Here is a 14,582-nt window from a genome sequence, read left to right as displayed (position 1 = left end):
CAAATCATTGAACTACTGAACTAGCAAAGCTAAATTCGTAATCCTTAATATTATAGCACTTTGACGGTACTGTGTAAAATGGGGACTTTAACATTGCACGCCGTACGCATGAAGAAAATGCATGCAACTATTTTCTAGTTACATGCATTTTTTCAAAATATTTCCATAAAACTTACACTTTAACAGGGGTAATCCCTCATTTTCACAGCTATTATATCACTTTTTCAATAAAAAACTGATGTTAATATTGAAAATATGATTTCCGAAAACAAAATTTTCTTCATGCGTTTGGCGTGTTAACATTGAGATAAACTGCTTATATCAATTTTTCAAATTTAATATTCCAAAGGTGGTAAAAATGATAATATAGGTTTTAATTCTCATTAGGTACTTCTATTGAATCTTCAAAACCAATTTTCCATAAGATTACAAAAGTAACCACAAAGGCAATAGCAGCTGAAATAATAGCATTAATTAAGTTCATCGGATCATCTCCAACATAAAGCCCCAACGCGGCCAAACCTGCACCACCCCCGCCAAAACGCATGATGCCGGTTAGTCCAGCATAAAGTCCTCCCAAACCACCACCGATTGTTGTAGCAATCAGAGGTTTTCTCAGTTTTAGATTTACTCCAAAAAGAGCTGGTTCTGTTACACCAAGTAAAGCAGTAATACCACTAGACACCGCAAGTTGTTTAAATTTTTTATTTTTCGTTTTTAATGCTACACATAAGGCGGCTGCCCCCTGTGCAATATTAGAGGGAAGATTGCCTGGACCGATAATCGTTTCGTAACCAAGACTTGATAAAGAGCTGACATAAGCAGGAAGCAGACTGTAATGCATCCCAGTCATTACAAGAAATGGCATAAAAGCACCAATAACAGTTGACATAATCCAAGGCGCAATCTTTTCAATAGCCAGCAATCCATTTACAAGCCCATCACCAACCAAACTGCCCAGTGGTCCAAGAGCAACAAAGGCCAAGGGGGTCATAATAAGGATTGTTAATATTGGACGGGCAATAAATTTAATAGTAGCCGGAGTAATTTTATCAACCCATTTTTCAACATAAGATAGAACAAAAACGATCAGAATAATCGGGATGACTGATGAGGAATACGTAACAATTTTTACAGGTAATCCCAAAACACTAACATAGTTCCCTGTTTCTGACAAAGCCGAAAAATTTGGATGTAGCAAAATGGCCCCCACCAGCATTGCCATATAATTGTTTGTATGAAACTTTTTAGCGGCAGAGTTAGCCAAAAAAATGGGAAGAAAATAATAAGAGGCATCTGCAATAAACTTCAAAAAATAATAAGTATTGCCTTCAATATCGATCCAGTTAAAGAGGGTTAAGATAGACAAAAGTGCTTTAAGCATACCAGCACCGGCAATAATTGGCATGATTGGGGTAAAGATACCAGCCAATATATCCAAAAGTCTACTCCACCATGTTTCTTTCTTTTCGTCTGCTTTAGGAGTTGATTCCGACTTTTTGAACTCCCCTGTCAGTTTTATAAAGGCATTATAGACATTATTAACTTCCTGCCCAATAATCACTTGATATTGAGCATCTCCGTCAACCACTCCCAAGACACCTTCAATGCCTTTGATTTTATTTGTATCAGCCTTTGTGCGATCTTTCAATGTTAGACGCAGGCGAGTGACACAATGTGTTGCAAAAATGACATTCTCTTTGCCTCCAACATATTGTAAAATACCTTTTGCTACTTTTCCATAGTCCATTAGAAATCCTCCAATCTATTCATTGATGCTGGTGTCATTCCCATTGCTGGCAATAACTTTCTTATACCAATTAAATGATGCTTTTTTTATCCGTCTTAAGCTTCCTTTTCCAGTGTCATCTTTATCTACATATATAAAGCCATAACGTTTACGCATCTCCCCAGTTCCGACAGATATAATATCAATTGGTCCCCAACAAGTATAGCCGATAACATCCACAAAATCTTCTGAGATAGCTTTTTTTAACTCATTAATGTGGTTACCAAGATAAGTCATACGGTAAGTATCAATAATCTCACCATCAGCATTGAATTGGTCAATAGCACCAAGACCATTTTCAACAACAAAGAGTGGTTTTTGGTAACGGTCGTACAACTCATTTAAAGCAATTCGAAGCCCAATTGGATCAATAGGCCAATCCCAGTCATTGCGCTCAAGATAAGGATTCGATCGTTCTACTAATAACTGCCCGTTTTCATCCAAGGATGCAACTGACGAAAAATAATAGCTAAGTGCAATGTAATCAACCTTACCGGCTTTGAGTAGCTTCCTATCACTTTCTGAAATATTAAAAGAAACCCCGAGACGTTTCAGCTGTGCCTGACAAAGATTAGTATATTCTCCTTTTGACATCACATCGCTATAATAAAAATTTGGCATCATATGATAACGCTGAGCCAAAACATCTTCAGGTTTGCAATGTTTTGGATAGGTTGTTGGGTACTGAATCATACAGCCAATTTTAAAGTTAGGATTAATTTCGTGGCCAACCAAGACTGCCCGTGCACTGGCTAGAAACATGTGATGGCTGGCTAGGACTTTTGTCAAATTCCTATTTTCCCCTTCTTCAAAAAGAATACCTGCTTGATGATAAGGCTCGTCTTGATTCATAATTTCATTGATTTCATTAAAGGTCATCCAATAGGTTACTTTATCTTTATAACGCTCAAAAACAACTCGGCAAAAGCGTTCAAAAAAGGTAATTAACTCACGATTTCGCCATGAACCATAGGTCTTAACAAGATGCAGAGGAGTCTCATAATGAGATAACGTTACAATTGGCTGGATACCGTAAGATAATAGCTCATCAAAAACTTTATCATAAAAGGCTAAACCTGCCTCATTCGGCTCTAACTCATCACCCTGTGGGAAAATACGAGTCCAGTTGATTGACATTCTAAAACAAGTGAAGCCCATTTCAGCAAAAAGAGCAATATCCTCTTTGTAACGATGATAAAAATCAATAGCTTCGTGGCTGGGATAATAAAAACCTTCCTTAATATCGGAATGAACTTCTCGAGGAACCCCATGTTTTGAACCCATTTCGATATCAGCGATGCTTAGTCCCTTTCCGTCAAGATTAAAAGCACCCTCATACTGGTTAGCAGCAGTTGCACCACCCCATAATATTCTTTTGTCCATCATAAAAGACCTCCTTCTCTATCCTTATTATAGATAGAACAAGGAGGCTTCACAATATAATAACAAAAGCTTGTTACAGCGTTTCAGAAAACGCTTTCTATGCAATAACAAATTTGAAACACTGTTTCCTTAATCACAACATCCTACCTAGATAGAAGCTTAACTAAAGAACATCAGAACACTTTATTACTGAATCATCCGGTTGCTACTTGAGCGGATATGCTCTAATTTTTTTGCCTTTTTAATTTTTGTATCGTAATGCTGGTCAAAATCTTTGAGAAAATAAGCAGAATATAAGGCGTCAAGCAGAAACATCACGGATAAGTGAGTACTAAAATCTCCAATATTCTGAACTAAACTTTCTTTAGAGGAAATTGTTAGCTTACAATTACTGTAAGATGATAAAGAATTTTCTCCTAAAGAACTCAACAGAATCATCGGAACATTAGCCTGTTGACACAGTTCTGCAATTTGCAGCATTTTTTCAGTTTCTCCTGAATAAGAAATTAAAATAGCCACATCCCCTTTTTCTAAGCAACTAGCCTCATAAATCTGATAATTGAGATTATTGGTAATCTGGACATTTCTACCTATTTTTAACATTTTTTCTCTAAAAGATTCAGCAATGTTTAAACTTGTACCGTACGAAAATACATGAATCGTTTTTGACATGCGCAATATGGTCACCGCGCGGTTCAACATTCGCTGAACCAAAATAAATAAGGTATCATTCACCGTATCTTCATAAAGCTTTACAAGCTTATTACTAATTTGACTCAGATTCTCACCCTTCTGAAAAGGAAAATTAATATCAAGCTTCCCAGTTTGGGTATTAAGATAGTTGATCTCCTGACAATATTTTTCTTTAAATTCTTCAAAACCCGAGAACCCTAACTTCTTACAAAGACGAACAACTGTTGCTGCAGAAGTATAAGTTGCCTCGGCAATCGTTCTGGTAGACATCTCTTGACTATCCAGTCCAATACTGTACAAATATTGGGCTACGCCCTTTTCACTACTCGTGAATTCCGACTGATTAATTAAACGTTCAATAATAAGCATTGTTTTCCCTCCATAATATGCTATTCCAATCAACTGTTTCTGGATATGCTCCATTTACATTTATCTCTGACATTTAAGCAAGGTATTCTTTCAACCCTTTGGGTCTTCTCCCTAGCACACACTCAATATCATCTGATAAGCCTGCTTGTTCCCCTTTAGCGATTGCGGTATAAGTTGACACCCAAGAATCGTATTCCCATTGCTCGGCTTGCCAAATTTTGCGAGAGTCGTAAGCTTCCTCAACAGTTTCTTCAACGTACGTCACCGTTTTTCCAAGAGAATGACTGATTTGCTCTGCCATTTCCGATAATGTCAATTCTTCTGGCCCTGTAATATTTAAGGTTTGATTTACCCACTTTTCAGGATTTTTAAGAATTTCTACCGCTACATCGGCAACATCTGAACGCACAACAGCAGAAACTTTTCCATTACCTGCAGGACCTTTGATTTCACCATATTGGCATGCCATATCAACAAAAAAATCAATATAAAAATTATCACGTAAAAAAGTGTAACTTAATCCCTTTTCCTTAATATATTGCTCCGTTGCCGCATGATCACGCGCCAAAGTAAATGTTGAATTTGGACTAGCATTGTAAAATGAAGTGTAAACAATATGCTTAACACCAGCCGCTTTAGCTGCATCAATAAAAGCCAGATGCTGTTGCAAACGTTCTGGATTCTCCTTGGCTGAAATCATAAAAAGTACATCAATTCCCGATAGAGCAGCGATAGCTTCATCAGAATACTCATAACTGCACTTTTTCACAGTTACGCCTGCCAGTATAGGAGCACGTTCTGGCGAGCGTGCCAAGTGACATGCCGCAACACCCGCTTCTGATAATTCCTTAGCAACAAAACCACCCAAATGCCCTGTAACTCCTGTGATTGCTATTTTTGTCATGTTGTTTCTCCTTTTTGAGTATTATCTTTTGAAAGCATCAGAACAGACAAAGCCACTCTATCAACTGTCTCCATTATAACACGATAATAAATTTGGTATCAGCCAGCTCGTATCTAATAATTTAGTTAGAGTTATCGAGGAAAGCGAAGGAGATTAGTAAGCAATGCTGATAAATTTAAATATCTCAACTAATCCATTTTTCTCAGTTCTTTTTATTTTCTCTGCAATAACTTCAAGTCGCTTACAGGTATTTCCTTTATCACCACGAACCAATTTGTTACCTGATTTGTCATATTTTATTCCTCTATTTATTGATTGAAATCCAAGATGCATTACCTGTATAGTTTGCTTAGGTTTCAATTTTCCCTTAATCTTATTAATTACTTTATTGTAAGTCTAACTTAATTTTACAAATTGGGGTCTAAAAATAAAATCTTTGTACAAGGAAAAATCAAGTAAGTGATTTCTTGAACAAAATTCCTATAACCAAACCCGTCTTATGTATCAAGATGAGGCAGGGTTTGGTCGGATTAGTAAACTGGGGGCTTGTTGGAGTCCTAAAAACTACCGCCCGAATATCTCAAGCCATCACATTCGCGAATTTCGTTACTGCTATGGTGTGGTAGATGCCCATACGGGGGAATCTTTCTTCATAATAGCTGGTGGTTGTAATACCGCTTGGATGAATGAATTTTTACGACAATTATCAGCAGCTTATCCCAATGACTACATCATATTAGTCATGGACAATGCCATACTGTATTATCCATAACCAATAAAAGGTAATTGTTGGTATAAGCTAAGGATAGCTGGCGAAGAAACTCATTCATCCACTCAGTATTACAGCCCTGCTATCAGAAAGAATGATTCTCCTGTACGAGCATCTACTGCGCCATAACAATATCGGAATTCACGGATATGATGACTCGGAACAGACGGTCTAGTCCCCTTTGGTGTCTAACACTTCCCTTGCTTGCTAATTCTGCCGAAACTAGCTTCATCTTGGAACATCAATCGTACGTTATTAAAGCGACGACTGTGTTTAAAGCGCTTTCTTATCTTCTTGAATATAGATTTTATTTTTAGACGCTAAAATCGTATTTACGTCTGCTTTCTTAGGATGTTCAGGGCGAGGAGTAACCTTGCGCCAGCCATGGCGAGCCAAAAGAGAGTAAAACCCTACGCGAGTAGTAGTTTGTCCAACCAGTTTCTGATAAGCCTGATAGAGAGTTGCGATCGTGACATATTCACCAGTCAGCGCTCTTTCTAGTTGATTTTTCAGGAATGCAGCTTCCTCTTCAAATGACAGATAAGCATGATGTCTGCTACTTCGTTTTTCTTGGAGGAGTACATCGAGACCATGTTCTTTAAACTTCGCTAGAGTTCGTTGAATCGTACTGATGTTACAGTCTAGCAATTCAGAAATCTCTTTATAGGTCATTCCTTTTGAACGGAATAAGATAATTTGAAGCCGTTTATGGAATTTAGAAACCGAAGAATCTTTTAAAAATTTTTTGAGTTGTTGTTCGTCTTTATTGGATAATTTCATAATACTAGTATGCTATGCTTTTTGATCGAGGGATTCCAAAAGAAGAAATTGCCTTTGTGCATGATACCAATACCGATGAGAAGAAAAACTCTCTCTCACGAAAGGTCAATAGTGGGGAAGTACGGATTCTCATGACTTCTACGAAAAAAGGTGGAACGGGTCTAAACGTACAATCACGCATGAAAGCTGTTCACCACTTAGATGTTCCTTGGAGGCCCTCAGACATTGTTCAGCGAAATGGTAGGCTCATCCGACAAGGTAATATGCACCAGGAGGTGGATATTTATCACTATATCACCAAAGGGAGCTTTGACAATTACCTCTGGCAGACGCAGGAGAATAAGCTCAAGTATATCACCCAGATAATGACCTCAAAAGATCCTGTGAGATCAGCTGAAGACATTGATGAACAAACCATGACCGCCTCAGACTTTAAGGCCTTGGCAACTGGAAACCCTTATCTCAAACTCAAAATGGAGTTGGAAAATGAACTGACAGTTTTAGAGAATCAAAAACGAGCCTTTAATCGCTCCAAAGACGAGTATCGCCATACCATTTCCTATAGCGAGAAGCACCTCCCTATCATGGAAAAACGGTTGAGTCAATATGATAAGGATATTGCCCAATCTTTGACAACAAAGTCGCAAGATTTTGTCATGCGATTTGACAATCAATCAATGGATAGTCGTGCTGAAGCTGGGGACTATCTGCGAAAACTCATTACCTATAACCGCTCAGAAACTAAGGAAGTTCGGACTCTGGCCAACTTTAGAGGATTTGATTTGAAAATGACAACACGAGCTCCTAGTGAGCCCATGCCAGAGACTGTCTCTTTAATGATTGTAGGAGATAATCAGTATACTGTCGCCCTTGATTTGAAATCAGACGTGGGAACCATTCAACGGATTAGTAATGCCATTGACCATATTATAGATGACCAAGAAAAGACGCAAGAGCTGGTAAAGGATTTAAAAGATAAGCTACGAGTAGCCAAAGTAGAAGTTGAAAAAGTCTTTCCAAAGGAAGAGGACTATCAGCTTGTAAAGGCTAAGTATGATGTTTTGGCTCCCTTGGTTGAAAAAGAAGCAGAGATTGAAGAGATAGATGCAGCTTTGGCCAAGTTTAGTGAAGATACAACACCCCAAAAGAAGCAACAAATAGCACTCGAGATATAAGAAAAAAGGCTGACAAATATTTTTGAACGCGGTAAAATGAAGTCAAGAAATCACATAAGGAGAATAGAACATGGCCCAAACACTAGAAGAAATGCGTTATCAACTCGAAGAATGGTTGGCACAAGGTTTCACAAGTCCAGAGGATAGAGCCAACTACCTAGCTTTAAAGGCACAGTATGAAGATGAAACTCTTGATTATAGCTTTTCAAAGCGTGAAATCACTGGACAGCTAGAACTCATCATCACAATTCGTGAGAATGATTTTCCAAACTTAGATGAGGTGACGAAGGCAGAATACCTTGATTTGGTTGCCCAACTAGATGAATTTGACCAGGAACAAGCCAATTATTACCGTAAGTACTTGTCCTAGAAAGAGGTGTAAGATGTTGGAGCAAATTCTACAAAGTCTTTTGATTATCGCAGCAATAGGACTAATGTTACTTGTACTTTATCAGATTGTGAAAGTTTCAGGTGCTTTGTTTTTTATCGGACTCATCAGTGGATTAGTCTTTATTGAAATCTATGGAATTTACCTCTTCTTTACTGAGAGATATCTCTATTCAGAAGATTTAGCAATTAATGGAGTTTGGAGTTTTACAGGATTTTTTATTTTTTTTAATATTCTGCTAGTGCTAGGACTTATGACCAACCTCGTGAAAAGTAGAATTACGGAATACAAATAGGGCTACCTGATTTTAGGTAGTCTTTTATTTTTGTATACTTTTAATCAAGTGTAGATAGATGAAATTGGATTACAGGAACTTAGTATCTCTTTTTGTCTTGATTGTGATACGTGGGTATATATCTGAGTAATCGAAATAGAACTGTGTCCAAGTATCTGTTGGATGTACCGAATATCGACATCATTATCTAATAACATCGTAGCAAAGCTGTGGCGAAACATATGAGGTGTAATAGTTGTAGTGAGTCTGGTTTGTATTTTGGCTGTTTTTAGAAGCAAACGAACACTTTGTTCTGTCAGTGGTTTTTTTTAGGGATTTTCCGGGAAATAAATAATCGTCTGTATGATTGCAATAACAAGTGATATAAGCTTTTAATAACTGAAAAGTTCGTTCATCCCCAATAAAAATCATACGCTCTTTTTTACCTTTTCCTAGAATTTGGAGTGTTTGTTCCGTTAGATTAATATCTTTGATTTGAATATGACACAGTTCAGAAATCCGAATGCCAGTAGAAAGTAATAGGGAGACAATTAACAAATTTCTTTCAGCTTTCTGTTTTTGATAAATAGTTTTGGCTGAGATCATCTTCTTTTGTAGATAGGTATATAGGATTTTTAAACTATCGTGAGGGATTGTCTTCGGCAATGTTTTTTCTGCTCGAAATTGAAACCGTAATTGATTAAAGGGATTGTCGGTAATAACATTTTTCAATTGAAGATAGCCATAGAACACTTTTAAACTTGCGATTTTTCGCCGTAAAGTACTAGTTTTTAAGTTTGAATGTGTCAAACCTTCAATATAACTTATCACACATTCGTAATTGGAATTGTAAAATTGCATTAAATCGTTTTTATAAGCCCGCAAGGTGTGTGTACTCAAGCGTTTATGAGCTTTACAATAATCCAAGTAGTTAGAAATAATAGTATAATCCATGATAGTCTCCTTTAACGATAATGACGCTATTATAGACTGATTTTGGTGCTTTGTATAGTGATAATAAATAGTTATCGGTAGAGGAGAACTATGAAAAATTTGCCGGAAATTGAATTAAATAATGATGAAAAACTCTTTTTATTTGAAATTGATTCTAGGATAAAAGCATTATTACTAGAGTTGCCTGAATCATATCATAACAGCCTACAAATTGTAAGAGGAAGTCGTTTTCGCCCCCTATTAACATATTATGGGTATACGCTATATTCTGATGAGTTAAATGAAACTATTTATCAATCAGCCACAGCAATCGAATTAATTCATAAGGCTTCTATTATTATTGACGATATTATTGATCAAGATAAAAAAAGGCATGGTATGCCAACTGTTCATCAACAATATTCTCTAAATGAAGCTTTGATAATATCAGTATTTTTACTAGGAAAGTGTATAGAAATGCTGTCAGATATTGATGATTCTACTGTTAGATTATTTAGTCAGATGATTATTAAGATGTGCCAAGGAACATTGAGTGAATTAAATATTAACAATGAGACAGCTATTGCAGATATTAGAAAAATTTTGGACAATCAAACTTCTCAAGTAATACAGAATAGTTTATTGATTGGCATGAAATCCTATAATGAATCTATCAATAATCAATATTTGGAAATAGTAGGTTATAAATTAGGGTATTTGTTTCAATTGTTGAATGATTGTGAAGTATATTTTAATCCCGAATTTTCGATAAAATATAAAGGAAATATGAATTTTGATATTAACAAGCAGCGAAAAAATTTATGTTATTCATATTTAGAACAGTCTCTTAACTATAAAGAAAAATCCGAACTTGATCGCGGAAAGTACTCTATTCTGGATAATTTGTTGAATAAATATAACATATTGGATTTAATAAAAAAAGAAATTTATTGTATTGAATTAGATATACAGAATAATTTAAATATTTTAGGAGAAACTATGAATGTGCAACGCTTATCATTCTTTATTGATTATGCTATAAATTTAGCTAAAACAAGGGCAAGTATCAAATAAAAAGAGGCTGGGCAAAAAGTCTTAAAAATAGAAAACAGCTTAGAATCACATTGCCAGAAACGGTGATTCTAAGCTGTTTTTGATTGATAAAATTTTTATAGGAGGGGGAATTTTTTAGTTTTGCCCAGTCTCTTTTGTTCAGTTATTATTGTGATAGAAAAGGGATTATTACGTTATACAGGTTGATTATCACTGGAATATAACCAAGAGGATTTACGTATTGCCCGTTGAATAATTCAGGGAAATTAGGTGTGTCTCTATATAAATTAAAGAGATCGATAAAGTCTTTATTTAATTGTGATTGTTGATTCGAGATATTGTCATATTCTAAAAGTCTATTTCTCTTTATTTTTTTATAATTATCTTGATATAATTTTTCCATAGATAATCAAACAATATATAACCCAAACCAATTAATATAGCGATAATTCCCCATGTTATTATGAATACAATATCATTAGACGTATTTATATTTAGTTTATTATTTGAAAATGATATAGCAGATAAAGGAGTTGTTAAATAAAATAATAAAGTATAAGCAATCCCAAGGACACCAAAGTAATTACCAAAAGTGCTCATTGTGTCTGTGAATTTAACAATCCAAGTAGCCTCAGATGGATTATGAAGAGAAATTGGAGTAAATGTAGTAAATTCTAGATTTGCAATTTTTCTTAAAGTAAGAATGTAAAATATGTACTTTAAGTATAGTTGTATTGCAATAAAAACTGTAAAGATTAAAGTAATACTACCGTATACTGTAATAACTTGGTTCCACATTAATACTTTTAGCAAAATCAATGAAATGATATAGATAATTCCAATTGCTATAGAAATAATGATACTGTACCATTTTTGTAGATAAGTTCCAAATCTGTTACATATCGAAAATAGCGAATATCCATCAATAGTAATGCCTGAAATAGACAATGAAAGTAGATCCTCTTTCCTCATTAGGCAATGATACGTTACAATCTGTGCAAATAGCAAAAGATTTACACCGAGTACGTATATATAGTTATTCTTCAGCGAAGAGTCAAAAATTGATAGAATTATTCCAAAAAAAATCCAGCATGTAAAAATAACACCCCATAGATATTTTTTTGAAAGAATTTTATCAACAATCCATATATTCATAGCATTCTCCTACCGATAACTATTTATTATCACTAGTATACCATATTTTGTAGTTAATCATATTTTCTTGTGATAAAATCTCAAAGCTAATCTTGATATGATGAAGCTATCACTAATAAAGGAGTAAGCCATGTTAAATAAAGTGAAAGCTCGATTTCTGATTGGAGTAGGAGGTTTAATCGCAGTCAGTTTTATGGTCATGATTGGCTACACGATTGGCTCACAAACCATTTCAAAGCAAAGAGAGAACCAAATACGAGCAGAAGCCAATAAACTTGTATCAAAGAAAAAGCAGGAGGAAAGAGCGACAGTCCTATCAGATGAGCTTGTCAAAGAATTTCTCACTCAATATTTCACCAAGGTTCAGATGGGCGAAAATAACACTCGTATCAAACCCTATATGACGGACTCAGCATTTTCAGAAGAGGAAGCAAGTCAGAATAAAGCGATCAATCAAGTTTATAAAGACTATATGCTTGACTACCGATTTGAATCAGCCAGTATCTATGTCAATACAGAAAGCCATGTTGCACTTGCGGAAGTTTCCTATCAAGTGACTTATGTTTCTGATTTGAGTGAGCAACAACAGCGAACAACTCAGACAGAAACCAAGACGATTATGTTATCCTACTCCAAAGTTTCCGATAAGCTCCTAGTTAATCAGTTGACCATTTGGAATGGGAAACTGGAGGACATGAAAGAAGCAACAGATGGAGCCAATTCCAGCATACCAACGATCCAAGGAACTACAACAAGTGAGAACAACTAGCAGGAGACATTCTTCTGCTTTTTTTGATAGGGAGATAAGATGACACGAATTAAAGCAGTAAAACAAAAGGCCATTTTAGATGTGGCTGAAAGTCTGGGTTATTCCTTCAGACGTTTATCAGGACAAATTTATGAACACCCAGACCATGATTCCTTTCGGATTTTTGCGGATACTAATACTTTCAAATGGTTTTCAAGAGATATACAAGGGGATGTGATAGACTTTGTTCAATTAGTAGCAGGCGTTACTTTCAAAGAGGCTGTATCCTATCTTGAAACTGGAGATTTTGAACAGACCAAAGTAATAGAAGAGGTTTATCAACCGTTTCACTATTATTTGCATGAAGAACCTTTTCAGCAAGCACGTATTTACTTAAAAGACATCCGTGGCCTAAGTGATCAGACTATCAATTCCTTTGGCAGACAAGGATTGCTTGCTCAAGCTACTTATCATTCGGAGTCGGTTTTAGTGTTTAAAAGTTATGACCATAATGGTGTCTTACAGGCTGCAAGCCTTCAAGGTCTCGTCAAAAATGAAGAAAAACACGATCGCGGTTATCTCAAAAAAATCATGAAAGGATCTCATGGCCATGTCGGTATTAGTTTTGATATTGGAAATCCCAAGCGACTCATTTTTTGTGAATCCGCTATCGATATGATGAGCTATTATCAACTTCATCAAAAGCAGTTATCCGATGTTCGCCTGATTTCAATGGAAGGCTTAAAACTTTCTGTGATTGCTTATCAGACTTTGCGTCTAGCAGCAGAGGAACAGGGGAAATTGGCATTTCTAGATACAGTAAAACCAAGCAGACTTAGCCATTATCTTCAGGCAATACAAGAGACGACAATCTTTTTTCAAACTCATTCAAACGTCATAACAATGGCAGTTGATAACGATGAAGCAGGAAGAGAATTTTGTCAGAAACTGTCAGATAAAGGACTTCCGATTTCCCATGATTTACCACCATTACAAGGACTTGAAACAAAGTCAGATTGGAATGATATTGTGAAACAACAGAAGGAAATATCCTTAAGTGATATTATCCAAACAGCCCAAGAACAAGTCAATAAGAATCATCCTCCACCTAAATGGGAACATGCATTGGAATTGTGATAACAAAATCAAGTCCGCTATCATAATCTAGAAAGTGACAAGGAGGACACCCTATGAGTGTGATTGAACGTCTGGCTGAAAAAGTAGCTAGGCAAGAAGAAAAGGTCTCACGTGAGACGGAGAAATTGGAAAACTATCGTGACCAACTACAAACAGCTATGTACAGTACATTTATCAAACGGCAACAATCTAGTCAGTTGTCATTTCATGAAGCACTAGAGTAAGCCTTTGGTGAATAAACCACACTACACCCGGATTACAGAAATGAGGATACAGAATGAGTAAAACATGGAATTTTGATCAGCCACTAGACGATGTGAAACCAACATCGTCCCATGAAGAACGAGCTAAAATCGCAGCACTTTTTCATAAACAGGATGAAAAACCAATTGAAGAAGTAGATTATGTGGCTGCTTTTGAACAGCAACAAAAGGAGTCAGAATCTAAATATGTACAAACGCTCGCATCAACTGTTAAACAAAGTCAACCTAAGAAAGTAAATATCACAAGTGACTACAAACAGCACTTGGCAGATACCATTGCACAAAACAACAAGGATATTTCCGCCTGTCAGAAGCAAATTGAAGAACTTTATCAATTGATTGATGAAAAGAAAATCCAAAATAAAAAGTTACAGGCTATTTCAGTAGCCATTGATGATTTATAAGTCAGGTAGTCCTATGTGGGCTACCTTTTTACAATTTAAGGAGAAGATAATGAAATTTTTTCAAAAGAAAAAACAGAACCAGGATCAATTTAAACGACTGATTCATCGACTATCAGAGATGTCAGATAGTGAACTAACCAAAGTAGAACAACTCCTAGATGTGGTTTTTGATACAAGTTTTAAGCCTGATAGGAGCGTTGAATTATCTCAAAGCGTTATAACCGATGAGGGACAAAGTCTTGATAAGTCGATACAGGAAGCGAAAAATAAACTGAATACTGAGCAGTTGGAGAAGCGAATAGAGCAGTTTAAACAATCGAAGAAACCTAAAAACGGGTAACGCACCATATTTGGTGCATTATCCG

Annotated in this window: 14 protein-coding genes and 4 pseudogenes; 10 read left to right on the top strand and 8 right to left on the bottom strand. The window is 35.9% G+C overall.

The window, feature by feature from the left end; translation table 11 throughout:
* Nucleotides 1-373 precede the first annotated feature (373 nt).
* The 5 genes from E4T82_RS03255 to E4T82_RS03235 all read right to left on the bottom strand — a co-directional run bounded on the left by E4T82_RS03255 (nucleotide 374) and on the right by E4T82_RS03235 (nucleotide 5,498).
* Nucleotides 374-1,750 carry a PTS transporter subunit EIIC gene (locus E4T82_RS03255; protein ID WP_135181453.1) on the bottom strand — a complete coding sequence of 459 codons (1,377 nt, stop codon included), beginning with the start codon at nucleotides 1,748-1,750 and terminating at the stop codon, nucleotides 374-376.
* A 15-nt stretch (nucleotides 1,751-1,765) separates the two neighbouring features.
* Complete coding sequence (locus tag E4T82_RS03250; RefSeq protein ID WP_135181452.1) at nucleotides 1,766-3,175, bottom strand: 6-phospho-beta-glucosidase; 1,410 nt, start codon at nucleotides 3,173-3,175, stop codon at nucleotides 1,766-1,768.
* Nucleotides 3,176-3,358: 183 nt separating this feature from the next.
* Nucleotides 3,359-4,234 (bottom strand): MurR/RpiR family transcriptional regulator, encoded by an 876-nt coding sequence (locus E4T82_RS03245; protein WP_135181451.1) that lies wholly within the window; start codon nucleotides 4,232-4,234, stop codon nucleotides 3,359-3,361.
* A gap of 73 nt (nucleotides 4,235-4,307) precedes the next feature.
* Nucleotides 4,308-5,138, bottom strand: coding sequence for an SDR family oxidoreductase (locus tag E4T82_RS03240; RefSeq protein WP_135181450.1), 831 nt, complete (start codon nucleotides 5,136-5,138; stop codon nucleotides 4,308-4,310).
* A gap of 153 nt (nucleotides 5,139-5,291) precedes the next feature.
* Nucleotides 5,292-5,498 carry a hypothetical protein gene (locus E4T82_RS03235; protein ID WP_135181449.1) on the bottom strand — a complete coding sequence of 69 codons (207 nt, stop codon included), beginning with the start codon at nucleotides 5,496-5,498 and terminating at the stop codon, nucleotides 5,292-5,294.
* 127 nt (nucleotides 5,499-5,625) lie between these two features.
* On the opposite strand from E4T82_RS03235, the pseudogene E4T82_RS03230 reads away from it, so the two are divergent.
* A pseudogene (locus tag E4T82_RS03230) lies at nucleotides 5,626-5,895 on the top strand (transposase); the annotation flags it as partial.
* Here E4T82_RS03230 and E4T82_RS12765 read toward each other — a convergent pair.
* Nucleotides 5,888-6,687 (bottom strand): annotated as a pseudogene (locus E4T82_RS12765) (IS630 family transposase); the annotation flags it as partial. The pseudogenes E4T82_RS03230 and E4T82_RS12765 overlap by 8 nt on opposite strands.
* 14 nt (nucleotides 6,688-6,701) lie before the next feature.
* Between E4T82_RS12765 and E4T82_RS03220 the strand changes: the two are divergent.
* From E4T82_RS03220 to E4T82_RS03210, 3 genes and pseudogenes are all read left to right on the top strand, one after another.
* Nucleotides 6,702-7,862, top strand: a pseudogene (locus E4T82_RS03220) (helicase-related protein); the annotation flags it as partial.
* 70 nt (nucleotides 7,863-7,932) lie between these two features.
* Nucleotides 7,933-8,232 (top strand): DUF5962 family protein, encoded by a 300-nt coding sequence (locus E4T82_RS03215; RefSeq protein ID WP_135181447.1) that lies wholly within the window; start codon nucleotides 7,933-7,935, stop codon nucleotides 8,230-8,232.
* Between the two features lie 13 nt (nucleotides 8,233-8,245).
* Nucleotides 8,246-8,545 carry a DUF5966 family protein gene (locus tag E4T82_RS03210; protein ID WP_135181446.1) on the top strand — a complete coding sequence of 100 codons (300 nt, stop codon included), beginning with the start codon at nucleotides 8,246-8,248 and terminating at the stop codon, nucleotides 8,543-8,545.
* 44 nt (nucleotides 8,546-8,589) lie between these two features.
* Here the strand turns inward: E4T82_RS03210 and E4T82_RS03205 are convergent.
* A pseudogene (locus tag E4T82_RS03205) lies at nucleotides 8,590-9,478 on the bottom strand (tyrosine-type recombinase/integrase).
* Nucleotides 9,479-9,568: 90 nt separating this feature from the next.
* On the opposite strand from E4T82_RS03205, the gene E4T82_RS03200 reads away from it, so the two are divergent.
* The gene (locus E4T82_RS03200) at nucleotides 9,569-10,531 is read left to right on the top strand and encodes a polyprenyl synthetase family protein (protein ID WP_024411764.1); all 963 of its coding nucleotides are present in this window, start codon (nucleotides 9,569-9,571) and stop codon (nucleotides 10,529-10,531) included.
* Nucleotides 10,532-10,876: 345 nt separating this feature from the next.
* Here the strand turns inward: E4T82_RS03200 and E4T82_RS03195 are convergent, their stop codons facing one another.
* Nucleotides 10,877-11,665 (bottom strand): hypothetical protein, encoded by a 789-nt coding sequence (locus E4T82_RS03195; RefSeq protein ID WP_228065044.1) that lies wholly within the window; start codon nucleotides 11,663-11,665, stop codon nucleotides 10,877-10,879.
* 130 nt (nucleotides 11,666-11,795) lie between these two features.
* On the opposite strand from E4T82_RS03195, the gene E4T82_RS03190 reads away from it, so the two are divergent.
* Genes E4T82_RS03190 through E4T82_RS03170 form a run of 5 tightly spaced genes read left to right on the top strand, consistent with a single transcriptional unit; the run spans nucleotide 11,796 to nucleotide 14,557 of the window.
* The gene (locus E4T82_RS03190; RefSeq protein ID WP_135181445.1) at nucleotides 11,796-12,434 is read left to right on the top strand and encodes a peptidylprolyl isomerase; all 639 of its coding nucleotides are present in this window, start codon (nucleotides 11,796-11,798) and stop codon (nucleotides 12,432-12,434) included.
* A gap of 39 nt (nucleotides 12,435-12,473) precedes the next feature.
* The gene (locus E4T82_RS03185; RefSeq protein WP_135181444.1) at nucleotides 12,474-13,550 is read left to right on the top strand and encodes a DUF3991 domain-containing protein; all 1,077 of its coding nucleotides are present in this window, start codon (nucleotides 12,474-12,476) and stop codon (nucleotides 13,548-13,550) included.
* Nucleotides 13,551-13,603: 53 nt separating this feature from the next.
* Nucleotides 13,604-13,774, top strand: a complete 171-nt coding sequence (locus E4T82_RS03180) for a DUF5965 family protein (protein ID WP_135181443.1) — start codon at nucleotides 13,604-13,606, stop codon at nucleotides 13,772-13,774.
* Nucleotides 13,775-13,827: 53 nt separating this feature from the next.
* Nucleotides 13,828-14,217: a DUF5945 family protein gene (locus tag E4T82_RS03175; RefSeq protein WP_135181442.1), complete on the top strand. Its 390-nt coding sequence runs from the start codon at nucleotides 13,828-13,830 to the stop codon at nucleotides 14,215-14,217.
* A gap of 49 nt (nucleotides 14,218-14,266) precedes the next feature.
* Nucleotides 14,267-14,557, top strand: a complete 291-nt coding sequence (locus tag E4T82_RS03170; protein WP_167753550.1) for a hypothetical protein — start codon at nucleotides 14,267-14,269, stop codon at nucleotides 14,555-14,557.
* Nucleotides 14,558-14,582 lie beyond the last annotated feature (25 nt).

The sequence above is a fragment of the Streptococcus cuniculi genome, assembly GCF_004570575.1.
In the GTDB taxonomy this organism is placed as follows: Bacteria; Bacillota; Bacilli; order Lactobacillales; family Streptococcaceae; genus Streptococcus; species Streptococcus cuniculi_A.
Note: the sequence above shows the minus strand (reverse complement) of the source record. Positions and strands in the feature narration are given on the sequence as shown.

Coding starts and splice junctions, on each gene's coding strand:
- E4T82_RS03170 (WP_167753550.1), top strand. CDS start 14,267: ATGAAATTTTTTCAAAAGAAAAAACAGAACCAGGATCAATTTAAACGA.
- E4T82_RS03240 (WP_135181450.1), bottom strand. CDS start 5,138: ATGACAAAAATAGCAATCACAGGAGTTACAGGGCATTTGGGTGGTTTT.
- E4T82_RS03215 (WP_135181447.1), top strand. CDS start 7,933: ATGGCCCAAACACTAGAAGAAATGCGTTATCAACTCGAAGAATGGTTG.
- E4T82_RS03245 (WP_135181451.1), bottom strand. CDS start 4,234: ATGCTTATTATTGAACGTTTAATTAATCAGTCGGAATTCACGAGTAGT.
- E4T82_RS03185 (WP_135181444.1), top strand. CDS start 12,474: ATGACACGAATTAAAGCAGTAAAACAAAAGGCCATTTTAGATGTGGCT.
- E4T82_RS03255 (WP_135181453.1), bottom strand. CDS start 1,750: ATGGACTATGGAAAAGTAGCAAAAGGTATTTTACAATATGTTGGAGGC.
- E4T82_RS03250 (WP_135181452.1), bottom strand. CDS start 3,175: ATGATGGACAAAAGAATATTATGGGGTGGTGCAACTGCTGCTAACCAG.
- E4T82_RS03195 (WP_228065044.1), bottom strand. CDS start 11,665: ATGAATATATGGATTGTTGATAAAATTCTTTCAAAAAAATATCTATGG.
- E4T82_RS03210 (WP_135181446.1), top strand. CDS start 8,246: ATGTTGGAGCAAATTCTACAAAGTCTTTTGATTATCGCAGCAATAGGA.
- E4T82_RS03180 (WP_135181443.1), top strand. CDS start 13,604: ATGAGTGTGATTGAACGTCTGGCTGAAAAAGTAGCTAGGCAAGAAGAA.
- E4T82_RS03200 (WP_024411764.1), top strand. CDS start 9,569: ATGAAAAATTTGCCGGAAATTGAATTAAATAATGATGAAAAACTCTTT.
- E4T82_RS03175 (WP_135181442.1), top strand. CDS start 13,828: ATGAGTAAAACATGGAATTTTGATCAGCCACTAGACGATGTGAAACCA.
- E4T82_RS03190 (WP_135181445.1), top strand. CDS start 11,796: ATGTTAAATAAAGTGAAAGCTCGATTTCTGATTGGAGTAGGAGGTTTA.